The 23738-nt window shown below is 61.8% G+C and carries 21 protein-coding genes; 10 read left to right on the plus strand and 11 right to left on the minus strand.

Features of this window, described 5'->3' with window-relative positions; translation table 11 throughout:
• The first annotated feature begins 65 nt into the window (after positions 1–65).
• Complete coding sequence (locus ACLD1Y_RS30455; protein ID WP_429481355.1) at positions 66–1298, plus strand: YbfB/YjiJ family MFS transporter; 1233 nt, start codon at positions 66–68, stop codon at positions 1296–1298.
• Positions 1295–2281, plus strand: a complete 987-nt coding sequence (locus tag ACLD1Y_RS30460; RefSeq protein WP_429481356.1) for an NAD(P)H-quinone oxidoreductase — start codon at positions 1295–1297, stop codon at positions 2279–2281. Before ACLD1Y_RS30455 ends, ACLD1Y_RS30460 begins: the two co-directional genes overlap by 4 nt.
• A gap of 749 nt (positions 2282–3030) precedes the next feature.
• Here the strand turns inward: ACLD1Y_RS30460 and ACLD1Y_RS30465 are convergent.
• The 4 genes from ACLD1Y_RS30465 to ACLD1Y_RS30480 form a co-directional block, all read right to left on the minus strand.
• The gene (locus ACLD1Y_RS30465; protein ID WP_429481357.1) at positions 3031–4713 is read right to left on the minus strand and encodes a ShlB/FhaC/HecB family hemolysin secretion/activation protein; all 1683 of its coding nucleotides are present in this window, start codon (positions 4711–4713) and stop codon (positions 3031–3033) included.
• 185 nt (positions 4714–4898) lie between these two features.
• Entirely contained in the window at positions 4899–6386 is a 1488-nt protein-coding gene (locus ACLD1Y_RS30470) for a collagen-like triple helix repeat-containing protein (RefSeq protein WP_429481358.1), read from the minus strand.
• A 302-nt stretch (positions 6387–6688) separates the two neighbouring features.
• Positions 6689–7537 (minus strand): MaoC family dehydratase, encoded by an 849-nt coding sequence (locus ACLD1Y_RS30475; RefSeq protein ID WP_429481359.1) that lies wholly within the window; start codon positions 7535–7537, stop codon positions 6689–6691.
• Positions 7538–7539: 2 nt separating this feature from the next.
• Positions 7540–8883, minus strand: a complete 1344-nt coding sequence (locus ACLD1Y_RS30480) for a 3-oxoacyl-ACP reductase (protein ID WP_429481360.1) — start codon at positions 8881–8883, stop codon at positions 7540–7542.
• Positions 8884–8996: 113 nt separating this feature from the next.
• Between ACLD1Y_RS30480 and ACLD1Y_RS30485 the strand changes: the two genes are divergently transcribed.
• Both ACLD1Y_RS30485 and ACLD1Y_RS30490 read left to right on the plus strand, forming a co-directional pair.
• Positions 8997–10274 carry an acetyl-CoA C-acetyltransferase gene (locus ACLD1Y_RS30485; RefSeq protein WP_429481361.1) on the plus strand — a complete coding sequence of 426 codons (1278 nt, stop codon included), beginning with the start codon at positions 8997–8999 and terminating at the stop codon, positions 10272–10274.
• A gap of 124 nt (positions 10275–10398) precedes the next feature.
• Positions 10399–11298: a PA4780 family RIO1-like protein kinase gene (locus tag ACLD1Y_RS30490; RefSeq protein WP_017735277.1), complete on the plus strand. Its 900-nt coding sequence runs from the start codon at positions 10399–10401 to the stop codon at positions 11296–11298.
• A gap of 229 nt (positions 11299–11527) precedes the next feature.
• Here ACLD1Y_RS30490 and cueR read toward each other — a convergent pair whose 3' ends face one another.
• The 3 genes from cueR to ACLD1Y_RS30505 form a co-directional block, all read right to left on the minus strand.
• Positions 11528–11929 (minus strand): Cu(I)-responsive transcriptional regulator, encoded by a 402-nt coding sequence (cueR, locus tag ACLD1Y_RS30495; RefSeq protein ID WP_429481362.1) that lies wholly within the window; start codon positions 11927–11929, stop codon positions 11528–11530.
• A complete protein-coding gene (locus ACLD1Y_RS30500) occupies positions 11926–14127 on the minus strand; it encodes a heavy metal translocating P-type ATPase (protein ID WP_429481363.1) in 2202 nt (733 codons plus the stop codon). Before ACLD1Y_RS30500 ends, cueR begins: the two co-directional genes overlap by 4 nt.
• A 66-nt stretch (positions 14128–14193) precedes the next feature.
• Positions 14194–14574: a hypothetical protein gene (locus ACLD1Y_RS30505; RefSeq protein ID WP_429481364.1), complete on the minus strand. Its 381-nt coding sequence runs from the start codon at positions 14572–14574 to the stop codon at positions 14194–14196.
• Positions 14575–14721: 147 nt separating this feature from the next.
• Between ACLD1Y_RS30505 and ACLD1Y_RS30510 the strand changes: the two genes are divergently transcribed.
• Both ACLD1Y_RS30510 and ACLD1Y_RS30515 read left to right on the plus strand, forming a co-directional pair.
• Positions 14722–14913 carry a heavy-metal-associated domain-containing protein gene (locus tag ACLD1Y_RS30510; protein ID WP_429481365.1) on the plus strand — a complete coding sequence of 64 codons (192 nt, stop codon included), beginning with the start codon at positions 14722–14724 and terminating at the stop codon, positions 14911–14913.
• Between the two features lie 85 nt (positions 14914–14998).
• Complete coding sequence (locus ACLD1Y_RS30515) at positions 14999–16192, plus strand: multidrug effflux MFS transporter (protein WP_429481366.1); 1194 nt, start codon at positions 14999–15001, stop codon at positions 16190–16192.
• Positions 16193–16201: 9 nt separating this feature from the next.
• Here ACLD1Y_RS30515 and ACLD1Y_RS30520 read toward each other — a convergent pair whose 3' ends face one another.
• The 3 genes from ACLD1Y_RS30520 to ACLD1Y_RS30530 form a co-directional block, all read right to left on the minus strand.
• On the minus strand, positions 16202–16375 hold the full coding sequence (locus tag ACLD1Y_RS30520) for a hypothetical protein (protein WP_429481367.1): 174 nt from the start codon (positions 16373–16375) through the stop codon (positions 16202–16204).
• Positions 16376–16520: 145 nt separating this feature from the next.
• Positions 16521–17534 carry a zinc-binding alcohol dehydrogenase family protein gene (locus ACLD1Y_RS30525; protein WP_429481368.1) on the minus strand — a complete coding sequence of 338 codons (1014 nt, stop codon included), beginning with the start codon at positions 17532–17534 and terminating at the stop codon, positions 16521–16523.
• A 25-nt stretch (positions 17535–17559) separates the two neighbouring features.
• Positions 17560–17853: a putative quinol monooxygenase gene (locus ACLD1Y_RS30530; RefSeq protein ID WP_429481369.1), complete on the minus strand. Its 294-nt coding sequence runs from the start codon at positions 17851–17853 to the stop codon at positions 17560–17562.
• A gap of 118 nt (positions 17854–17971) precedes the next feature.
• Between ACLD1Y_RS30530 and ACLD1Y_RS30535 the strand changes: the two genes are divergently transcribed.
• From ACLD1Y_RS30535 to ACLD1Y_RS30545, 3 genes are all read left to right on the plus strand, one after another.
• The gene (locus tag ACLD1Y_RS30535; protein ID WP_429481370.1) at positions 17972–18898 is read left to right on the plus strand and encodes a LysR family transcriptional regulator; all 927 of its coding nucleotides are present in this window, start codon (positions 17972–17974) and stop codon (positions 18896–18898) included.
• A gap of 137 nt (positions 18899–19035) precedes the next feature.
• On the plus strand, positions 19036–19731 hold the full coding sequence (locus ACLD1Y_RS30540; RefSeq protein WP_429481371.1) for an ArsR/SmtB family transcription factor: 696 nt from the start codon (positions 19036–19038) through the stop codon (positions 19729–19731).
• Between the two features lie 105 nt (positions 19732–19836).
• The gene (locus tag ACLD1Y_RS30545; RefSeq protein ID WP_429481372.1) at positions 19837–21219 is read left to right on the plus strand and encodes an MFS transporter; all 1383 of its coding nucleotides are present in this window, start codon (positions 19837–19839) and stop codon (positions 21217–21219) included.
• Between the two features lie 140 nt (positions 21220–21359).
• Here the strand turns inward: ACLD1Y_RS30545 and ACLD1Y_RS30550 are convergent, their stop codons facing one another.
• Positions 21360–22313, minus strand: a complete 954-nt coding sequence (locus tag ACLD1Y_RS30550; protein WP_021493192.1) for an adenosine deaminase — start codon at positions 22311–22313, stop codon at positions 21360–21362.
• A gap of 196 nt (positions 22314–22509) precedes the next feature.
• Between ACLD1Y_RS30550 and ACLD1Y_RS30555 the strand changes: the two genes are divergently transcribed.
• Entirely contained in the window at positions 22510–23601 is a 1092-nt protein-coding gene (locus ACLD1Y_RS30555; RefSeq protein WP_429481373.1) for a calcium:proton antiporter, read from the plus strand.
• Positions 23602–23738 lie beyond the last annotated feature (137 nt).

Raw genomic sequence — 23738 nt, forward strand, 5'->3', positions numbered from 1 at the left:
AGCATTATTGCATCACAAAACCTGGATATGCTGGCCGCCAGAGAAAAATACCCAGGACAGCCATCATGCAAGGCACTCACGTTTCACCGCGCAGCCCGATCTGGCTGCCCATTTTCGCCGGCCTGTGCGCCAGCCTGGTCAGCATTGGCCTGGCGCGGTTCGCCTATACGCCCTTGATCCCAAGCTTGATCCAGGCCCAGTGGTTTTCCGCCAATGATGTGGTGTACCTCGGCGCCGCCAACCTGGTGGGTTACCTGATCGGCGCGCTGATCGGGCGTCCCATTGCCCAACGCACCTCCAATACCACCGCCCTGCGCCTGATGATGGTGGCGGTAACCCTCGCGTTCTTCGCCTGTGGCTTCCCTCTGTCAGTGGTCTGGTTCTTTGCCTGGCGCTTGCTGTCGGGCATTGCCGGTGGCGCAATCATGGTGCTGGTCGCCGCGACCGTGCTGCCCCATGTACCGGCTGAGCGCCGGGGCCTGGCCAGTGGTGCGATCTTCTTGGGCATCGGCCTGGGCATCGCCGGTTCCGGCACCCTCGTGCCGCCACTGCTGAGCCTGGGCTTGCAGCAGACCTGGTTCGGCCTCGGGCTGCTGGCGCTGGTGTTGACCGCCGCGAGCTGGTTCGCCTGGCCGGCCGGCACGCAGCATGAAGCACCGGCCCCAACGGCTGCGGCAACACCCACACCCAACGGCGTGTACCTGCTGTTTGCGCAGTACGCCTTTATGGCGGCGGGCCTGGTACCGGCCATGGTGTTCCTGGTGGACTACGTGGCCCGTGGCTTGGGTGACGGGGCGCATGTCGGCGCGATGATCTGGGTGATGTACGGGCTGGGGTCGATTGTCGGCCCGGTCACCTACGGCTTCCTGGCGGACAAACTCGGTGCCCGCATGAGCATTCGCGTGGTGCTAGTGGTACAGGCGATTGCGGTCGGCCTGTTGCCGTTTGCCAGCTCGTTCACAGCACTCGCGATACTCGCCGTGATCCTCGGTTCCTTCCCGCCAGGCATCGTGCCGCTGGCACTGGCGCGGGTGCATGAATTGTTGCCCAACCACCACCAGCAACAAGTGGCCTGGAGCCGCGCCACGGTGTCTTTCGCTTCGTTCCAAGCGCTGTCGGGCTTTGCCTACTCGGCATTGTTCAACAGCAGCGGCGGGCAACATGGGCTGTTGTTCATGATTGCCGCCGGCGCGATTGTGGTCGCACTACTGCTGGAACTGGGCATGTTTGTGCTGAACCGCCGACCGTCCGATACAGTCCCACTCCATACGTTCACCGTTACAGGAATTGCAAAATGACCCTGCCAACCGAAATGACCCTGATTGAAATCACCACGCCCGGCGGTCCCGAAGTGCTCAAGCCACGCCAGGTACCCGTGCCTTCCCCGGCGGCTGGCGAGATCCTGATCCGCGTGCACGCCGCCGGGGTCAACCGCCCCGACGCCCTGCAACGGGCCGGTAAATACCCGATGAAACCCGGCATGAGCCCCTACCCTGGCCTGGAAGTGGCCGGTGAAGTGGTGGCGCTGGGCGAAGGCGTCAGTGAATACGCCGTCGGCGACAAGGTGTGTGCCCTGACCAATGGCGGTGGCTACGCCCAATATTGCGCGGTGCCTGCTGGCCAGGCGCTGCCGGTGCCCGAGGGGATGGAGTGGATTCAAGCAGCAGCCATCCCGGAAACCTTCTTCACCGTGTGGGCCAACCTGTTCGGCATCGGCGGCGCCCACAAAGGCCAGCGCGTGCTGATCCACGGCGGCACCAGCGGTATCGGCACCACCGCGTTGATGCTGTGCCGCGAGTTCGGCATCCAGGCATTCGCCACCGCTGGCAGCGACGATAAATGCGCGGCCATCCGCGCACTGGGCGCCGAGGCGATCAATTATCGCGAGCAGGATTTCGTCGACGTCATCGGCAGCCAGGGCGTGAATGTGATCCTCGACATCATGGGTGGCTCCTACCTCAACAACAACCTCAAGGCCCTGGCCATGGACGGCCGCCTGGTGATGCTGGGCTTCCTCGGCGGCGCCAAGGCCAATGAGGTGGACTTGCTGACCATCCTCGGCAAACGCGCCATCGTCACCGGCTCGCTGTTGCGCGCCCGGACCAAGGATGAAAAGGCAGACATCGCCGCGCAGCTGCGCGAGCACGTGTGGCCGGTGCTGTCCGCCGGGCGCTGCCTGCCGATGATCGACCAGGTGTTTGACTACACCGAAGCAGACAAGGCCCATGCACGCATGGAGGGTGGGGAGCATATCGGCAAGATTGTGTTGCGGGTCAGCTGATCTGCACCCACCCCACATTAACTGTGGGAGGGGCTTGCCCTACCACTTAAGCCCAGCATGGCCTCTGTGGCGAGCGGGCTTGTCCCGCGCTGGGCTGCGAAGCGGCCCTAATTCGGCAGACGCATTCTTCCAGGAAGAACCGAGTTGCCTGGTTTTGGGGCCGCTTCGCAGCCCAGCGCGGGACAAGCCCGCTCACCACAACAGTGTGGCCGCCTTTCTTCCCTTAAGTGGCTGGCACCTGACCAACCCCGAAGCTCTGGCTCTGGCTCTGGTTCTAGCTCTGGCTCTGGCTCTAGCTTTTGATTTGGCTTTTGATCTTAGGCGCCCCGTTAAACCACGCTGGCCGAACGCAGGCTTGAATCCGTGGGTAACCCGGCAGGACGCCGGGTTAGCCGCCCCGCGCCATGGATGGCGCGTGGCGGCGGCCCACGGATTCAAGCCGGAGTGAGGGCACACCGAGCCTAGGCGAGGTGCCGAGTGGTGGGGCGAAGCGTTTTTGGTTACTTTTGGCGCTCTTCCAAAAGTGACCCGCCGTAAGGGCGGAACCCATAGCCGCCGTTACCCAAATAACGGATATGTACTCTGAAAAAGGCCATCGCAGGCAAGCCACACCTGAGAGCGATGTACACCCAATAAAACTCAGTCGCCTGACAGGCCGCCTTCGCGAGCAAGCCCGCTCCCACATTTGAACCGCAGACACCCGATAGATTTTTGGTGGCCGAGTTCACATTCGGCCAGTGTTGCCCGCTCTACAGCTGGTAGCTGAAACTCAGCGAATACCGCGGCCGCCGATCGAAGTTATCCAACGCCACATCCGACATCGGCTTGGCCGCCTCAAGCGCGATGTTGTAGTACTTCGCGTCGCCAAAGCGCAGGCCCACCGCCGCCGAGGACATGTTGTTGCCTTTGATGGGGGCGTCGTTGTACCAGGTTTTGGCACGGTCTAAGACCACGTACGGCTGCAGGACTCTCACCCAGTCGCCAGCGCGGTTGTAGCTGTAGTTGACCTCGTAAGCCACGCCCCAGCCCTTGTCGCCGGTGCCTTGGTCGTCGGGGTAGCCACGGCCGAAGTTCTGCCCGCCGAAGGTGGCGTGCTCGCTGTCGGGCAAGTTGTCATTGCTCCAGTACAACGCGCCGGACAGCACGCCTTGCCAGTTGTCGAACAGCTTGTTGCTTTGCACGCCGGAGAGGCGCACCCGGAAGAAGTCCAGGTCGGGCTTGGCCCCGCCAAAATCGTTGTGAGTCTTGGCGCCCAGGCCATTGATGCCTTGGTAAATCCCTGCGCTGAGAATGCGCAGTTGGGTCGTATCGGCCTTGCGCCAGTCGCTTTCGACCGCGAGGGCGCGCAGGTTGGTTTCCAGTTCTAAGCGTTGCGGGAGGCCTTCGAGTTTGTAGCGGTTGGTCTGGTCGACGGCGTAGAGGCGCGAACCCAGGGTCAACGACTCGTTGGGCGAGGCGATGATGGGGTGGGTGACGCCGACGGAATATCGGTCGATGGATTGATGTTGCTTGAGCTCCAAACCATCGCCCAGTTGCAGGCTGGCGCTGGGGTCGGCGCGGTAGCGTTCGCCCGAAAGCACCAACTGCGTGCCCTCGGTATTGATGAATTGGCTGTAGGCCGCGCGGTAGTAATGCTCTTTGTCATCCCCCGGCGGGAACAGGCCGCTGACGCTCAATTGCTCGCCCATGGAGGTCTGTGAATTGCTGGTGGCGGTGAGCAGCGCCTGGGTGCTGCCTCGGCTGGATTCGGTCAGGCTCATGCTGGTGGTGAACGGCTTGCGGCTGGCGGTGATCTGCATGTGGGTGCCACCATCGGTGGTGCCGGGTGGCGGCACTTGGGCTTGCAGGGTTACGCCGGGAATTGCGCTCATCAAGGTGGTGTAGCGCTCGAAGGTCTTGCGGGTGAGCGGGCGTTCGGCCTTGAGTTTTTCCGCCAGTTTATCGACGTAGGACGAGACCGAGCCGATGTCGCCTTGCAGTTGGTAGTCGCGGATATAACCCTCCACCAGCACCACGTGCACCAGGCCGCCTTCGAACGTTTGTTCCGGCAGGAAGGCATAGGACAGCAGGTAGCCGTCCTCTTGGTAGCGCCGCGTGATGCTGCGGGTGGCTTCGATCAATTGCGCCAGGTTGGTTTCATGACCAATCAACGGTTCGAAGGCCTTGGCCATTTCCTTGAGCGGGTAGATCGTGCCGCCGTCGATTTGCAGTTTGCGGATGGTGACCTTGGTGTCCATCAGCAAGGGTTGGGCCTCGGTGGCCGCAGGTGTTGGCAGTTGGGTTTGCGGGGCGACCGGGCGATAGGCATCGGCGGGCAGGTTGGGCACCGGCAAGGTGCGGATGGTGTCGTTGCTATTGAGGAAGCTGGGTAGGGTGTCGGCGTAAACGTAGGTACTGAGGGTGAGTAATAACAACGGCGTCAAAGCGCGCATAGGACACTCCATGGTCAAAACTGCAGCAGCGTTTCGCAGATGCCCGCCGGGCTCTGGGGGCGCGGTTCGGGGGTTTTGCTGGGCGTTTCATTCGCCCATAAAAAAGACGAGAGGCTTATTAGGTCTCTCGTCTCAACCAAGCGTAGGCGCTGTAGGTGAGGCCGTCTAATCGGCCAGGTGCAATTCTATTTTTTCAGGCCGCCGAGCAGACCGCCCAGCAGGCCCCCGTTGGCAGTGGCGCCAGCACCGGCGGAGGCAGATGCGCTACCTCCCAGGCTCAGGCCACCACCGAGCAAACCGCCACCGGTGCTGGTGCCGCCGGTGACCAGGCCACCGATGGACGCTACGGTACCGCCGACTGCGCTCACGGTGCCGCCCAAAGCGTTGGTGACTGGGTTGGCATTGGTGCCGCTGATGGCACCGCCGAGGTTGCTCACAGCGCCGCCTACTTTAGTCACTAGGCCGTTGACCGGGGCGCCCAGGCCGGTGGTGTTACCGACGTTTTGGGTCAGGCTGGCGACGCCGCTGGTTACAGGGTTAAGGGCGTTGCCGAGGACGCTGGTCACTTGGCCGACGGGTGCACCCGCTGCCGTGTTGGGTGTACCGCTACCACCCAGCAGGGTGCCGAGGGAGGCCACGGTGTTGCCCGCGTTAGCGCCAGTGACGCCAGTGGCGCTGACCACACCGTTGGTGCTGCCGGCATCCAGGCCGTTGCTGGCACCGGCGATCACACCGCCGATCAGTTCAGCCAGGCCCAGTTGATTGGTGTTTCCGCCCGAACCGCTGCCGCTGCCGCCATTGCCGCCACTGCCGTCTGCCGATGGGTCGACATAACCGCTGGCCTTGCCAACGACGGTGCCTACACCGTTGAGCACGCCACCCACGGCGCCGGTCACAGGGTTGTTGGCGCCACCTGCGCTGGCGACTTTGTCACCCAGGCCGTCAACGGTAGTGCCGACTTTTTCCAGCAGGCCACCGACCGGGCTGTCCAGGCCGGTTGCAGTGCCGACTTTACCGGTGGTGTTCTCGACCAGGGATACAACCGGCACCAACACTTTCGCGCCAACGGTGTTGGTGACCGAACCCAACGGGCCGGTGGTGCTGGCGGTGCTGAGGGTGTCGCCGAGCATGGTCACCACGTTGCCGACTTTGCCTACCACTTGGCCTACGGCGGGTGCTGCGGTGCCGACAACAGGTACTTTGCCGAGCAGGGTGGCCACGTTCGAGCCGGTGACGGTCACACCATCACCCAGGTCGGAAACACCATTGGCCACGCCCGCAACGGTTTTGCCCAAGGCATTGCTGTCGGTACCCAGCGTGCCCAAGCCCTCCGACAGGCCGGTGCCGATACTGCCCACTGCGTTGCCGGTCGCGGTCACCAGGCCGCCAGCGGTGGCGCCAACAATGGGCAGGCTGCCGAGCGTGGTGCCCAGGCTGCGCACGGTGGTGCTGAGGGTGCTCACGGTGTCGCCAGCCGTGTCGACCACGGCGGCAGTGACGAGAGGGGTGCTGGTGGTGCCAGGGTCGGTACCGCCGTCGGTAGTACCGCTGCCAGAAGAAGACGAACCACCACTGTGATGCCCGCCGCCGCCGCTGCTGCAGCCGCCGAGGGTCAATGCTACTGCGAGGGCCAATGCGCTACTTGCTTTCCAAAACACGAATTGAGTTTTCATGATGTGAATTCCTTGCACCTGTACAACCTGAGTTGTCTTCAAACACTCACTGCTTCTGGGGGCAGCGATGTGTTTGTCCGTGAGGTCATAAGAATCCCGGGTGCTGTTAATCACCATTCTCAACTTGGTATTAACGATTTATATATTGGCGGTGCAGGTGGGCTTTACGACTAATACCAAGGGTGTAAGGGAAGGATGTATCAAGATATATATTATTTTAAATTCAATAGCTTGCATAAAAAAGCGGACGTTAAAACGTCCGCTATTACTTAGGGTGTATATATACAATTAACCAGTTTATTTCAGGCGATTGGCTGCCACTTGCCTACCATATGTTCAATATCGCCGCTGCCTTTGAGGGCTAACTCGCCACTGGAGCCGGCCGCGCTGGCCAATAACCTGACTTCACTGGGCAGGCGCACGGGCTTGCGAAACTCAACCGCTATTTCGATATTGGCGGCGGGCAGGTGTTCGCCCAGGGCGGCAAGGGTATGGGCCTTGTTCCACAACCCATGGGCGATGGCCTGGGGGAAGCCGAACAGCTTGGCGGTGAGGGCGCTGAGGTGGATGGGGTTGTAGTCGCCAGAAACCCGGGCGTACCGGCGGCCGATATCGGCAGGGGCTGGCCAGCGGGTCAGTTCGTTGACGTGGATGGGGGTTGGCTGCGCGTCATCCGTGGGCTCACCTTCGAGCTTCACGCCACGGCAGAGCATGCGGCTCTCGGCTTCCCACAGCAGGCCGAGGGCATCTTCGGCGGTGGTTACCAGGTCGAAGGTCGCGCCTTTGGGGTGGGGCTTGAGGTTTTGTGTGTGCACGCCGAGGGTCAGCTCGCTCACACCACCCAGTGGGCGATGAATACGGATGCAGTTACTCAGGTGGATCAACCCCAGCAAGGGGAAGGGGAAGCGTTTGTCGGTGAGCAGCTGCATCTGCAAACCGAACGCCAAGATGTGGGGATAAGTCGCGGGCAGGATCGGGCTGTCGGCAAACCCACAGACCTTGCGATACGCCGCCACGTTTGCAGGGTTGATGGGGACCCGGCAGCGCAAACCGTGATCGGGCAAGGTAGCGCCGGTGATCTTGCGCTTGAGGGCCGCACGCCAATACAGCGGCGGCAACGACGGCGTGCTGCTTAACGTTTGCCAATCCATGCTTACGCTCCCAAAAGACTTTGCCCACACACCCGCAGCGCTTGCCCGCTGACCGCGCCGCTGCCCGGCTGGCCGAGCCAGGCCACGGCTTCGGCGACGTCTTGCGGCAAGCCGCCCTGGCCCAGGGAACTCATGCGGCGCCCGGCCTCACGCAAGGCAAAGGGAATATGCGCGGTCATCTGGGTCTCGATAAACCCAGGCGCCACGGCGTTGATGGTGATGCCACGCTCTTTGAGCACGGGCGCCCAGGCTTGCGCGAGGCCAATCAAGCCGGCCTTGCTTGCGGCGTAGTTGGTTTGCCCACGGTTGCCGGCGATACCGCTGATGGACGCCAGCAACACCACGCGAGCGTTGTCGTGCAGGGTGGCGCTGTCGAGCAACGCTTTGGTCAGCACCTGCGGGGCATTCAGGTTTACCGCCAGTACCGCGTCCCAGTATTCCGGGGTCAGGTTGGCCAGGGTTTTGTCGCGGGTGATACCGGCGTTGTGCACCAGGATGTCCAGGCCATCGGGCAGGTGTTCGATCAATTGGCGGGCGGCGTCTTCGGCGCAGATATCCAGCGCCACGGTGCGCGCGCCCAGGCGGGCGGCGAGGGCTTCGAGGTCGGCCTTGGCTTGGGGCACATCCAGCAGGATCACCTCGGCGCCGTCGCGGGCCAGGGTTTCGGCGATGGACGCGCCAATGCCGCGTGCGGCGCCAGTGACCAGGGCCTTGCGCCCGGACAGCGGGCGGGTCCAGTCCTCTACCGGGGTGGCACAGGCTTCGAGGCGAATCACCTGGCCCGAGATGTAGGCACTTTTGGGCGAAAGGAAGAACCGCAGCGCGCCTTCCAGCTGGTCTTCGGCGCCATCGCCGACATACAGCAATTGCAGCACGCCACCGTTGCGCAGCTCTTTGGCCAGTGAGCGGCTGAAACCTTCCAGGGCGCGCTGGGCGCTGGCGGCGAAGGGATCACTGAGACTTTCCGGTGCACGCCCGAGGATCACCAGGTGCGCGCTGTTATCGAGGTTTTTCAGCAGTGGCTGGAAGAACTCGCGCAGTTGCTTGAGTTGGTCCGTGTGCGGCAGCTCGCTGGCGTCGAACACCACTGCCTTGAGTTTGGGCCCGTGGCCGGGAATCCACGTGGATGTTTCACCGCCGTAGGTGTAGGTCGCGTCTGTCAGCTTGTGGGCGAACGCTTGCACCTTGGCGGCCAGCGCACCACCGCCCAGCAGCAACGCGCCTTCTACCGGGCGTAGTCGCCCGGCTTGCCAGCGTTCCAGGCGTACCGGTGACGGCAGGCCAATGGCGGCGACCAAGCGATGGCCGAGGCTTGAGTTGGCGAAGTCGATATAACGGTCAGACATGGAACGCTCTCCGAAGGCTGGGGTTCAAAGGGTTGACCACCCCGGGGCGGTAGTCGTTCGATCAGCCTAGGCTAGGCTCAGCTATCTAGCCCACAACCGACAGGGAGCTTTCCATGACTCAATTGCGCCGCGTAGCGATCATCGGCGGTAACCGCATTCCGTTCGCCCGTTCCAATGGCCCCTACGCCACGGCGAGCAACCAGGCGATGCTGACAGCGGCGCTGGAAGGCTTGATTGAACGCTACAACCTGCATGGCCTGCGCATCGGTGAGGTGGCTGCGGGTGCGGTGCTCAAGCATTCGCGCGATTTCAACCTGACCCGTGAATGCGTGCTGGGCTCGCGCCTGTCGCCGCAAACCCCGGCCTACGACATTCAACAGGCGTGTGGCACCGGGCTGGAAGCGGCGTTGCTGGTGGCCAACAAGATCGCCTTGGGCCAGATTGAATGCGGAATTGCGGGTGGGGTCGACACCACCTCCGATGCGCCGATCGGCGTGAATGAAGGGCTGCGCAAGATCCTGCTGCAAGCCAACCGCAGCAAATCGATGGCGGATAAGTTGAAGGTCTTGTTACAACTTCGTCCCCATCATCTCAAGCCGGAACTGCCGCGCAACGGTGAGCCACGTACTGGGTTGTCCATGGGCCAGCATTGCGAGTTGATGGCGCAAACCTGGCACATCCCTCGCGCCGAGCAGGACCAGTTGGCCCTGGAGAGCCACCAAAAAATGGCCGCTGCCTACGCCGAAGGCTGGCACAACGATTTGCTCACACCGTTCCTGGGTCTGACCCGTGACAACAACCTGCGCCCGGACCTGACCCTGGAAAAACTTGCCGCCCTCAAACCCGCCTTTGAACGCAGCGAAAAGGGCACGCTGACCGCCGGCAACTCCACGCCGCTCACCGATGGTGCATCGCTGGTATTGCTGGGCAGTGAAGAATGGGCCAAGGCGCGTGGCCTGCCGATCCTTGCTTACCTGCGTGACGGTGAAGCGGCAGCGGTGGATTTCGTCAACGGCGCCGAAGGCCTGTTGATGGCGCCGGTGTATGCGGTGCCACGTTTGCTGGCCAGGAATGGTCTGACGCTGCAAGACTTTGATTACTACGAGATCCACGAAGCCTTCGCTGCCCAAGTGCTGTGCACGCTCAAGGCCTGGGAGGACGCAGACTACTGCAAGACCCGCCTCGGCCTGGATGCGCCGTTGGGTGCCATCGACCGCAGCCGCTTGAATGTGAAGGGCAGCTCCCTGGCCGCCGGGCATCCGTTCGCGGCCACCGGCGGGCGTATCGTCGCCAACCTGGCCAAATTGCTGGATGCGGCAGGCAAGGGGCGCGGGTTGATTTCCATCTGCGCAGCCGGTGGGCAGGGGGTGACGGCGATCATTGAACGCTGAAACTGGCATATTGGATGCATTCTTAAGTGATCAACGGTCGGTAGCCCCTCCCACCGGCGAGCCGATTGCCGTATAACGAGTGCCATACGCGTATTTGGTAATAAAGGACCCACAATAAAAGCTGATGAAGACTCCTAAACGCATTGAACCCCTGATCGAAGACGGTCTGGTCGACGAAGTGCTGCGCCCACTCATGAGTGGTAAAGAAGCAGCTGTTTATGTGGTGCGCTGCGGCAATGAATTGCGTTGCGCCAAGGTTTACAAGGAGGCGAATAAACGAAGTTTTCGTCAGGCGTCCGAATACCAGGAAGGCCGGAAGGTGCGTAACAGCCGTCAGGCCCGGGCCATGGCCAAGGGTTCCAAGTTCGGCAAGAAAGAAACCGAAGATGCCTGGCAGAACGCCGAAGTGGCGGCGTTGTTCCGCCTGGCCGGTGCGGGCGTTCGCGTGCCACAGCCGTTCGACTTCCTGGAAGGCGTGTTGCTGATGGAACTGGTGGCCGACGAGTACGGCGATGCGGCGCCGCGTCTTAACGACGTTGTGTTGGAGCCGGACCAGGCGCGCGAATACCACGCCTTCCTGATTTCCCAGATCGTGCTGATGCTGTGTACCGGTCTGGTGCACGGTGACTTGTCCGAGTTCAACGTACTGCTCACGCCAACCGGGCCTGTGATCATCGACCTGCCCCAGGCGGTGGATGCGGCGGGTAACAACCACGCGTTCAGCATGCTGGAGCGGGATGTGGGCAACATGGCTTCCTACTTCGGGCGCTTTGCCCCGGAGTTGAAGAAGACCAAGTACGCCAAGGAAATGTGGGCACTGTACGAAGCCGGCACCTTGCACCCAGCCAGCGTATTGACCGGCGAGTTCGATGAGCCGGAAGAACTGGCGGACGTGGGCGGCGTGATTCGCGAGATCGAAGCGGCGCGGTTGGATGAAGAGCGTCGCCAGGCGATTCGGGCGGCGGATGATGCACCGCAGAGCAAAGTGCCGGATGAGCCACCGCCGCCGCCGTGGATGCAGTGATCTTTGGTAGATGAAGATCAAAAAATGTGGGAGCGGGGGGGGGGGGGGGGGGGGGGGGGGGGGGGGGGGGGGGGGGGGGGGGGGGGGGGGGGGGGGGGGGGGGGGGGGGGGGGGGGGGGGGGGGGGGGGGGGNACGGTAGATCACTCAGTACATGTATCGACTGACACTCCGCCTTCGCGAGCAAGCCCGCTCCCACATTTGGTTTTGCATGTATTCAGATAGATTCCATCAGGCGCAGCAACCGCCCGACGCCAACTCCTTGAGAATCGGACAATCCGGCCGATGATCACCCTGGCAGTGTTCCACCAGGTCCTGCAACGTATCGCGCAATTGCCCCAGTTCCAGGATCTTCTGGTTCAACTCATCGATATGCTGGCGCGCCAAGGCTTTTACATCAGCGCTGGCCCGTTGCCGGTCTTGCCATAGGGTCAGCAGCTTGCCGACCTCTTCCAACGAAAACCCCAAATCCCGCGAACGCTTGATAAACGCCAGGGTGTGCAAATCCTCCGCGCCGTAGACCCGATAGCCGCTGTCGGTGCGGTGGGCGGCCTTGAGCAGGCCGATGGATTCGTAGTAGCGAATCATCTTGGCGCTCAGCCCGCTCTGGCGGGCGGCTTGGCCGATGTTCATGGGCGTTGATCCTCCAAGTCCTTGGGTTTCCAGGTTTTCAACAACAAGGCATTGCTCACCACGCTGACGCTGGACAACGCCATCGCCGCGCCCGCCAACACCGGGTTGAGCAAGCCGAATGCGGCCAGGGGAATACCGATCAGGTTATACACAAAGGCCCAGAACAGGTTCTGGCGGATCTTTGCGTAGGTCTTGCGGCTGATCTCCAGCGCGGCGGGCACCAGGCGCGGGTCGCCGCGCATCAGGGTAATACCGGCAGCATGCATGGCCACGTCGGTGCCACCACCCATGGCGATGCCGATATCGGCAGCCGCCAGCGCCGGGGCGTCGTTGATGCCGTCGCCGACCATGGCCACCACACCGGTTTTTTTCAATTCGACAACGGTTGCAGCTTTGTCGGCCGGCAGCACTTCGGCGTGCACATCGTCGATGCCCAACGCCCGGGCCACCACGCGGGCGCTGCCGCGATTGTCGCCGGTGAGCAGGTGGCTGCTGATGTGCTGGGCCTTGAGTTGCGCAACCGCCTCCAGCGCGCCGGGCTTGAGGGTGTCGCCAAAGGCGAACAAGCCCAACACCTGCGGTTGCGCGCCTTGTTCGATCAACCAGGACAAGGTGCGGCCTTCGGCTTCCCAGGCTTTGGCGGATGCGACCAACTCGCCAGCATTCAAACCGCTTTCTTCCAGCAGACGGCGGTTGCCCAGGGCCAGTGTCCGGCCGTCGAGGGTGCCTGCGATGCCGCGTCCAGTCAGGGATTGGCTGGCGCTCACATCGGCCACGTCCAGCCCTTGTTCGCGGCATGCATCCAGCACCGCCTTGGCCAGCGGGTGTTCACTGCCGCGTTGCAGCGCACCGGCCTGTTGCAGCAGCCAGGCTTCGTTGCCATCTACAGCGACCAAGTGGGCGATCTTCGGCGTGCCGGAGGTGAGGGTGCCGGTCTTGTCGAATACTACGGCGCTCACTTCATGGGCGCGCTCCAGGGCTTCGGCGTCCTTGATCAGGATGCCATGGCGTGCGGCGACGCCGGTGCCGGCCATGATCGCCGTCGGTGTGGCCAGGCCCAAGGCGCAAGGGCAGGCGATGACCAGTACGGCGACGGCGTTGATGATTGCGGTCTCAAGCGTTGCGCCGTACAGCCACCACCCCACCAGCGTGATCAGCGCCAAGACCAGCACGGCCGGGACGAACACCTGGCTGACTTTATCCACCAGTTTCTGGATCGGGGCCTTGGCGGCCTGGGCGTCTTCCACCAGGCGGATGATCCGCGCCAATACGCTTTCGGCGCCTAGCGCGGTGGTGCGCACCAACAGGCGGCCTTCGCCGTTGATGGCGCCGCCAGTGACCTTGTCCCCTGGCTGTTTGGGGACGGGCAGGCTTTCACCGCTGATCAAGGCTTCGTCGGCATGGCTTTGCCCTTCGATCACTTCGCCGTCCACCGGGAAGCGCTCGCCGGGCTTGACCATGACCACATCGCCCAGCTTTAGCGCGTTGATGGCGACCTCTTCTTCGCGGCCTTCAACGAGCCGAATCGCCTGTTCCGGGCGCAGGGCTTCGAGGGCGCGAATAGCGCTGGCGGTTTGGCGTTTGGCGCGGCTTTCCAGGTACTTGCCCAGCAACACCAGGGCGATCACCACCGCAGAGGCTTCGAAATACAAATGGGGCGCCATGCCGGGGTGGGCCGTCAGCCATTCATAAATACTCAGGCCGTAACCGGCGCTGGTGCCGATGGCCACCAGCAGGTCCATATTGCCGGCTCCAGCGCGCACGGCTTTCCAGGCCGCTATATAGAAGCGTGCCCCCAGGATGAATTGCACCGGTGTGGCCAGGGCGAACTGCACCCAGGCCGGTAGCATCCAGTGCAGGCCGAAGGGCTCCACCAGCATCGGCAGCACCAGCGGCAAGGCCAGCACAATGGCCAGCAACAGTGCCCAGCGCTCGCGGTGCAGGCGCTGGGCCTGGTCGGCATCGGTGGCGGTTTCGCTTTGGGGCAGGCTGGCGGTGTAGCCGGCCTTGTCGACGGCGGCGATCAGCACGCTGGGGTCCATCTGGCCCAGTACTTCGACATGGGCGCGTTCGTTGGCCAGGTTGACGCTGACGCTGTGCACCCCCGGCACCTTGCCCAGCGCGCGCTCGACGCGGCCGGCACAGCTGGCGCAGGTCATGCCGCTGATGGGCAGGTCAAAGGTGGTCGATCCATTCATGGGGCAGTCCTCCTGAAGACGTTGCCCCTAGGATCAACCTTGACCTGTGGGGAAGGTCAAGCCTGTTCAGTATTCCAGCGAAGCCGCTTTGAGGTACATGCCGTCCGGGCCTTGGGCGATGCGCAACTTGCGCACATCACCGGCCTTGAGTGTGATGTTTTGCGCCGGTGGCGCCAGCAAGCCCGGCAGGCAGCCAGGGGCTTGGCCCGGTAGCAGCTTCAAGCGCAATGACAGGTTGCCCGATGGCAAGTTGAACGAGGTGGCTTGCTCCTGGAACAGCCGACCCGCCAACTGGTCATTGAGGTACAAGCCGATCTCGCAGTTGGTCGGCACTTCCAGGCGTTCGCGGGAAATGATCAGCACCGCGTAGTCCTCTGCGGCATAGGCCAGGGGCGCAGCGGCAGACAAGCTCAGCAGGCCCGCAAGGGCAAAAAACGACCAGCGCATGGCGAATGCTCCATGGTTTATATCCAAGATCGGTCAAGCTTGGCCGACGACGCCCTCGAATACCAGCCCGGCCGAAGATTACAGAACTTGACCTTGCCATCGTGGCAAGGTCGACATTACACCCAACCCCATCAAAGGAGTCATGTCATGCAAGTATTCAGCGTTGAAGGAATGACCTGCGGCCATTGCGTCCGGGCGGTAACCCAGGCGGTACAGAGCCAGGACCCGGCGGCCGAAGTGAAGGTGGACCTCGCCGCCAAGCAGGTCAGTGTGCAAAGCCAACTGAGCCCCGAGGTGATCGCCAGCCTGATCCGCGAAGAAGGCTACACCGTCGTCTGATTTTTAATAGTTAGCGAGCTATCGTAATGTTCAAGGCACCCAAGCGCGGCTAGACTGTCGGGCTGCTGTCCTACTTGGGTGCCTGATGAACCTGCGCATAATTCTGATTTTGGGTGCCTTGAGCGCCTTCGCGCCATTGGCGATTGATTTTTACCTGCCGGGCTTTCCGGCGATGGCCACTGCGTTTGCCACCGATGAAAAACATATCCAGTTGACCTTGGCGGTGTATTTTGCGGGCCTGGCCATCGGCCAATTGATCTACGGCCCGTTGGCAGACCGCTTTGGTCGGCGCGGCCCGCTGCTCAGTGGCGTGACCTTATTTACCTTGGCGTCCTTTGCCTGCGCTTTTGCACCGTCTTTGGAGTGGCTGATCGGTGCGCGTTTCGTGCAGGCCCTGGGCGGCTGCGCGGGCATGGTGATTTCCCGCGCGGTGGTCAGCGACAAATGTGATGCGGTGGGTTCGGCCAAGGTGTTTTCCCAACTGATGCTGGTAACTGGCCTGGCGCCGATCCTGGCGCCGCTGGCCGGTGGGTTGATGGTTGGAATCTGGGGCTGGCAGTCGATCTTTCTGGCGCTGTCGATGTTCAGCGTGATGGCAGCGATTGCCGTGGCGGTCGGCTTGCCGGAAACGTTCCCCGCCCATCAGCCGCGTCAGCCGTTGTCTGGTTCGCTGCGTCGCTACGCGGCGCTGTTGTCGGACCGGGTCTACCTCGGTTATGCCCTCACCGGCGGTATTTCGATTGCCGGGATGTTTGCCTATATCGCCGGTTCCCCGTTCGTGTTTATCCAACTCTATGGCGTGCCCGCCGAGCATTACGGCTGGCTGTTTGGCTCTAACGCCGCAGGTTTTATCCTCGTGGCGCAGGTGAATGCGCGGTTGCTCTCCAAACGTGGCCCGGCGTTTTTACTATCGCGCAGCGTGTGGGTGTACCTGTTGGCGGCGGTGACGTTGCTCGGCATCGCGGCATTGCGCACCGACGCGTTGTGGCCGTTGCTGGTGCCGTTGTTTATCTGCATCGCCAGCCTGGGCTGCATCTTGCCGAACACTTCTGCTTGCGCCATGAGCGGGCAGGGCGCACGGGCCGGTAGCGCTTCGGCATTGCTCGGCTGCATTCAGTTCGGCGTGGCGGCAGGGGCTGCGTCTTTGGTGGGGGTGTTGCACGACGGCACCGCAATGCCGATGGCCATGGTGATCAGCCTATGCGGTGTATTGGCGGTGACGATTGCGGTGTCGACCCAACGCCTGCAACGGGCGAGGGCCGCGCAGGCGCAGGTCTGAAACACCTGGTTAGCCAGCAGCGCTGCGTTGCTGGCTGTCGGGAAAACGGTGGGGGGCCTGAATACGGGCTTGCAGGGTGTCGACAAAGGCACGTGCCTCGGCCTCGGTGTGGAAGGTAATAGCCTTTTGGTCCAACCGGACTTCCCACTGGGATTTTGCTAACGCTTTTATCAGGATCTTCATTGCTGACCTCCTTACGTAAAAGAAACGCGGCAAAGGCGGCCAATATAAACCTGAATCCCCGCGTAAAGATGACAAAGGTCAACTCTCGGACTAATGGTGTCGTCCGTTACTCACAGCAATAACCGACGACACCGACAGACCTTTTTCAGAACCCTTCCAGCACGATCTTGCCCTTGGCCTTGCCGCTTTCCAGCAGCGCATGGGCCCGACGCAGGTTGGCCGCATTGATCACACCGAAATGCTCGCCCACTGTGGTTTTCAAGATGCCGGCGTCGATCAGCTCGGCCACGCGATTAAGCAGGTTGTGCTGCTCAATCATGTCTGGCGTCTCGAACATCGAGCGGGTGTACATGAACTCCCAATGCAACGACAGGCTCTTGCGCTTAAGCTTGCTGACATCCAGCGCCTTGGGATCATCGATCAGCGCCAGCTTGCCTTGGGGCAGCAGAGCTTCCACCAGTTGGTCCAGGTGATGATCGGTCTGGGTCAGGCTGGCGACGTGGGTGACCTGCGGGTGACCCGCCGTTTTCAGCGCTTCACTCAACGGCTGGCTGTGGTCGATTACCAGGTCGGCGCCCAACGCTTTGGCCCATTCCTGGGTTTCCGGACGCGAGGCAGTGCCGATCACTTTCAATGCGGTGAGCTGGCTGGCCAGTTGGGTCAGGATCGAACCCACGCCACCCGCGGCACCGACGATCATCAGGCTTTGGCCTTCATCCTGTTTACCTTCACGCACTTGCAGGCGTTCGAACAGCAACTCCCACGCGGTGATGGCGGTCAGCGGCAGTGCAGCGGCTTCGGCAAAGCCCAGGCTTTTGGGCATATGGCCGACGATGCGTTCGTCCACGGTGTGCAGTTCGCTGTTGCCACCCGGTCGTACCAGGGAACCGGCGTAGTACACCTTGTCGCCGACCTTGAACAAGCTCACTTCGCTGCCGACCGCCTTGACCACGCCGGCCACGTCCCAGCCCAGCACCTTGGCGGCGCCGTTCTCCGGGGCGACGTTCTGGCGCACCTTGGTGTCCACCGGGTTGACGGAGATGGCTTTGACTTCCACCAGCAGGTCGCGGGGGCCGGCAACCGGCGCTGGCAGCTCGATGTCTTGCAGGGCGTTTGGATCGTTGATCGGCAGCGATGCGTAGTAGGCAATGGCTTTCATGGGGGCTCCGGAAAAAGGGCGGTGATCAGGCAAGAAATTTCAGGCGCTTGAGTTCGAAGTGTTCGATCACATCGGCGGCCTTGGCACGGAAACTTTGGATATGCGCGCTCTGGTCGTGGTCGGCCAGCGCGGCGTCGTCGCTCCAGCGTTCGAGCATGTAAAAGGTCTCGGGGTGTTGCAGGTCCTGGTGCAGGTCGTACTGCTGGCAGCCGGGTTCGAGGCGGGTAGGTTCCAGCAGGTCGCGCAGCAGGGTTTCCAGGGTGGCCTGTTGGCCGGGTTTGGCGATCAGCGTGGCGATGACGTTAAAGGCAGTGGGCATATTCAACTCCAGACACGTGATGAACGGGATGGGCAGATGATTGGCTATTTCCCGCGAAGATAAAAGCCGCTAAAACAGAGGTCTGTTTCAACCAAATTTTGATAATGAGCGGGAATGCATGCTGCGTTTTGATGATTTGCAGTTGTTTGTGCGCGCTGCCGACCTGGGCAGCCTGTCGGCGGCGGCGCGGGTGATGGACTTGTCGCCCGCCGTGGCCAGCGCGGCGTTGAAGCGTATCGAACAACAACTGGGCGCACGCTTGTTGGCACGGTCCACCCGCAGCCTGCGCCTGACTGCCGAGGGTGAAGGCTTTTTGGAATACGCTCGCGCCGCGCTCAGTTCACTGGATGAGGGGCGGCGCCTGCTGGCCAGCGGCCAGGACCATGTCAGCGGCGTGCTGCAGCTGTCAGCCCCTTCGGACTTTGGCCGCAACCAACTGCTGCCGTGGCTGGATGAGTTCCAGCGCGAATACCCGCAACTCTCCGTGCGCCTGTTGCTGGGCGACCGCATTGCCGACTTGTTTCGCCAGCCGGTGGACATCGCCCTGCGCTACGGCGAGCCCGAGGACTCCAGCCTGATCGCGCTGCCTGTCGCCCCGCACAACGTGCGCGTACTGTGCGCCGCCCCCAGTTACCTTGTGCGTCACGGTGAGCCTCGGCATTTGGAGCAATTGGCCCAACACAATTGCTTGCTGTATATGCTCGGCAGCCGCGTGCACGACCACTGGAGCTTTCATGATGGCAAGCGCGAAGTCAGCCTGACGGTCAGCGGCGACCGTTTCAGCGACGACGCCGACGTGGTACGCCGCTGGGCAGTGGCGGGCGTGGGCATTGCCTACAAATCCTGGCTGGATGTGAGCACCGACGTGCTGGCTGGCCGCTTGCAGTTGATCCTGCCGGAGCTGCGCGGCGAGCGTACGCCGCTCAACTTGCTGTGCGCCCACCGCGCCCAGTTGAGCAAACCCATCAACCTGTTGCGGGAAATGCTCGTGGCCCGCTGTGCGATGTTGACTGCACAGTTGCCGGAGCGAATGCACGCTGGCTAATAGCCGCCCGTAGAACCAGAAGTTTCACTCAAACGCTGTCCCTATCTGTGCTGTAGGACCACGCGGAACCGGTGCTTTGCGCTCCTATACTTGGTCGCCTAACAACGTAGACATGTGATTCAACAGGGAGTGGATAGATGGACGAAGCACCTTGCATCAGTCAGATCGCCAGCCTACTGGCTGATCCCAAACGCACCGCCATGCTATGGGCCTTGATGGACGGCTCGGCCAAATCGCCGGAGGAGCTGGCCAGGTTCGCCGGGCTGACACCGGCATCGGCCAATGCTCATCTGGCTCGTTTGACTGGCAGCGGCTTGCTGCGTATCGAAGGCCGGCGTGGCCGGCGGCTGTATCGCGTGGCAGCCCCAGATGTCGGCGCGGCCATCGACGCCTTGGCCAGTACGACAGTGGCCAGTGCAATACGGCGTGCGCCGGATGTTGTGCTGACGCCCCTGGCGGCGCCATCGTCATTGCGACGTGCCCGTTTGTGTCATGGGCACCTGGGTGGGGAGCTGGCGGCGGGGCTGTATGAGCGGATGCTGGCGAGCGGGTGGATCGAACGCCATGAACATCGCACCGAAGTCACCTTCAAAGGTGCGCAACAGTTGGCCGGGCTGGGTATTTTCACGCAGGCGCTGGCCACACCGCTGGTGTGTGACTGTTTCGACTGGAGCCAGCAGTACCCGCACTTGGGCGGAGCGTTGGGCGCGGGCTTGTTGCAGCTGTTTATGCAGTCGAACTGGATCTCGGTAGCCAACGATTCGCGGGCCCTGGTCGTCAGCGACATCGGGCAGGTGGAAATCTCGCAATTGGCCGCGCCCGCGCAACCCTAGTGGTGGTGGCGTCGTTCAGAGTTTCAATCAGGTCGCATCCAGCAATAACGCGGGAAAACGATGCCGCACACTCGCTGAGGGGATTTTTCACACAGGGGATGCGGCATGGGTATGCAAGGCTATAGCGCAGCGGAACGGCTGGAACGGTTGCCCATCAGCGGGTACCACCGCGTGATTTTTATCATCATCGCCCTGGCGTTTTTCTTCGACTCCATGGACCTGGCGATGATGACCTTCTTGCTGGGCTCGATCAAAACCGAGTTCGGGTTGAGTACGGCCCAGGCCGGGCTGCTGGCCAGTTCGAGTTTTTTCGGCATGGTGGTGGGCGCGTCGCTGTCCGGGATGCTCGCCGATCGCTTCGGCCGCAAGCCAGTATTCCAGTGGAGCATTGTGTTGTGGGGCATCGCCAGTTACCTGTGCTCTACGGCGCAGACCGTGGAGACGCTGACGCTGTTTCGGATCTTGCTGGGCATTGGCATGGGCATGGAGTTTCCGATTGCGCAGTCGATGCTCTCGGAGCTGATTCCGGCCAAGAGGCGTGGGCGCTACATCGCCCTGATGGACGGCTTCTGGCCGTTGGGTTTTGTGGCAGCAGGGGTGCTTTCTTACTTCCTGTTGCCGGTGATCGGCTGGCGCGACATCTTCCTGGTGTTAGCCGTGCCGGCGGTGTTTGTACTGGCTATCCGCTTTTTTATCCCAGAGTCACCACGCTGGTTGGAACAGGCCGGGCGGCATGATGCGGCCGATAAGGTCTTGCAGGGTATCGAGCAAAAAGTGCGTGACTCCCTGGGCTGCACTGACCTGCCGGAGCCTATCGGCCTGCCACGGGTAGAGAGCACGCCGGGGACGTTCTTTTCGGCATTCCAGCAGCTGTGGTCGGCGCAGTATCGCCAGCGCACGATGATGATTTGGAGCGTGTGGTTCTTTGCCTTGCTCGGCTTCTACGGGCTGACCTCGTGGTTGAGCGCGTTATTGCAGCAGTCGGGTTTTGCCGTGACGCAGTCGGTGTATTACACGGTGATCATTTCCCTGGGCGGCATCCCCGGCTTCCTGATGGCGGCCTGGTTGGTGGAGCGTTGGGGGCGTAAGCCGGTGTGTGTGGTGACGCTGCTGGGCGGCGGGGTGATGGCGTTTCTGTATGGGCAAAGCGCGGTGTTTGGCGGCAACGTGGGGTTGCTGATCACGTCGGGGTTGTTGATGCAGTTCTTTTTGTTTGGCATGTGGGCGGTGCTTTATACCTACACGCCCGAGTTGTATCCCACGTCGGCGCGGGCGACGGGGTCCGGTTTTGCTTCCGCGATCGGTCGGGTCGGTTCATTGCTTGGGCCGTTGGTGACCGGGTTGGTGTTTCCGATTACTGGGCAGGGTGGGGTGTTTGCCCTCGGCGCGCTGTGTTTTGCGGTCGCGGCTGTGGTGGTGTGGGTGTTTGGGATGGAGACGAAGGGCAAGACTCTGGAGGAGTTGACCGAAATTAAATCGGCAATGTAGATCCAATGTGGGAGGGGCGGTGCGACGATTCGACTTGCTCCCGATAGCAGTGGGCCAGCTACCGATAAGCTGACTGACCCACCGCCATCGGGAGCAAGCCCCCTCCCACATTTAGCCTGCACTCATCCAGTGACAGCGGCTTATGGTTTTACCAACCGCGCATCCAGGCTGTTCTGCGCCAGGCGTTTGGCCTGGTCCTGGGTCATGCCCAGTGCAGTGTGCAGCGCGTGGAAATTCTCGGTGACATAACCGCCGAAGTAGGCCGGGTCATCGGAGTTCACCGTGACTTTCACGCCACGCTCCAGCATGTCGAGGATGTTGTGCTGGGCCATGTCGTCGAACACGCACAGCTTGGTGTTGGACAGTGGGCAAACAGTCAGCGGGATCTGCTCGTCGATGATGCGCTGCATCAAGCGCTCGTCTTCGATGGCGCGCACGCCATGGTCGATACGCTGGATTTTCAGCAGGTCGATGGCTTCCCAGATGTACTCGGGCGGGCCTTCTTCGCCAGCGTGGGCCACGGTAAGGAAGCCTTCATGACGGGCACGGTCGAATACGCGCTGGAACTTGCTCGGCGGGTGGCCCATTTCCGAACTGTCCAGGCCCACGGCCACGAACGCATCACGGAACGGCAGCGCCTGGTCGAGGGTTTTCTCGGCTTCGGCTTCGCTCAAGTGGCGCAGGAAGCTGAGGATCAAGCCGCTGGTGATGCCCAGTTGCTGTTCGCCATCTTTAAGTGCCGCTGCAATGCCGTTGAGCACCACTTCGAACGGGATGCCACGATCGGTGTGGGTCTGCGGGTCGAAGAACGGCTCGGTGTGGATCACGTTCTGTTCTTTGCAGCGCAGCAGGTAGGCCCAGGTCAGGTCGTAGAAATCCTGGGAAGTGCGCAGCACATCGGCGCCCTTGTAGTACAGGTCGAGAAACTCTTGCAGGTTGTTGAAGGCGTAGGCCTTGCGCAGGGTTTCGACATCGTTCCATGGCAGCGCAATCTTGTTGCGCTCGGCCAGGGCGAACAGCAGCTCAGGCTCCAGCGAGCCTTCCAGGTGCAGGTGCAGTTCAGCCTTGGGCAGGGCGTTGAGCCAATCGTACATTTTCTAAATTCTCATCAGGTGCAATGGCGGCATTCTACAGGCCATGGCTGAAATAATTGGCAAAACCTGACCAGCAGGATCGTTTTTGTTGCATTCGCGCAAGGGCCGCGTGAACTAAGGTGTAACGAAACGTTAGCAGCGTGCCGTAGTCTGTACCCCATCAATGACTGATTTGTTGTACGAAAAAAGGCCCGGAATGCTCACATCCCTCAAGCAAGAAAAATTCATGCTGCTGGCGCTGATTGCCGCCATCGCGGCCTACCCGCTGGAGCATTGGATGCTCAACAGCGGCCAAGGCGTGGCGCTGCTCGGCGGCGTGGTACTGATCGCGTTTATCGTAGTGGCGTCGATGCGCGTAGCCCACCACGCCGAGCAACTGGCAGAAAAGGTCGGCGATCCCTACGGCACCATGATCCTCACCCTGGCCGCCGTGCTGGTGGAGGTGGTGATCCTGGCGATCATGATGAGCAACGAACCATCGCCCACCTTGGTGCGGGACACGATTTATTCGGCGGTCATGCTCGATATCAACGGCATTCTCGGCCTCGCCGCGCTGATGGGCGGGATCAAGCATGGCGAACAGTCCTACAACGACGATTCGGCCCGCAGCTACGGCGTGATGATCCTTACGGCCATGGGCGTGTCGATGGTAGTGCCGGAATTTATCCCCGAGGCCGATTGGAAAATTTACTCGGCCTTCACCATTGGCGCGATGGTGGTGCTCTACACCCTGTTTTTGCGTATGCAGGTGGGGCCTCACAGTTATTTTTTCAGCTACAGCTACCCGGAGAAGCGTCGTAAAAAGACGGCTGAGGAAGAGCAGTCGCCGCCGATAAACCTGGCGTTCTCCATCGGCACCCTGGTGTTTGGCGTGATTGTGATTGGCGCGTTGGCCGAGGTGATGTCCAAGACTTTGGATCTGGGCCTTGAGGGCACAGGCGCACCGCCGGTGATTACGGCAATTGTGGTGGCGGCTATTTCAGCTGCGCCGGAGATTCTGACCGCGTTGCGCGCGGCGCTGGCCAACCGCATGCAGTCGGTGGTGAATATTGCGCTGGGTGCGTCGTTGTCGACGGTGATCCTGACGGTGCCGGTGATGGAGGCGATGGCGCTCTATACCGGGCAACCGTTCCAGATGGCGATGACGCCGGTGCAGACGGTGATGATCTTTATCACGTTGATTGTGAGCGCGATCAACCTCAATGATGGCGAGACCAATGCCATTGAAGGGATGACGCATTTTGTGTTGTTTGCGACCTTCATTATGTTGTCGCTGTTGGGGCTGTAACCGGATTTGCTGAACTCAGCAGGGCCCAATGTGGGAGCGGGCTTGCTCGCGAATGCGTTGTGTCAGTCAGCACATTAGTTGACTGATTCACCGCCTTCGCGAGCAAGCCCGCTCCCACATTTCGAGCAGTGTCAGGC

The organism is Pseudomonas sp. 18175 (assembly GCF_050432925.1).
Lineage (GTDB): Bacteria > Pseudomonadota > Gammaproteobacteria > Pseudomonadales > Pseudomonadaceae > Aquipseudomonas.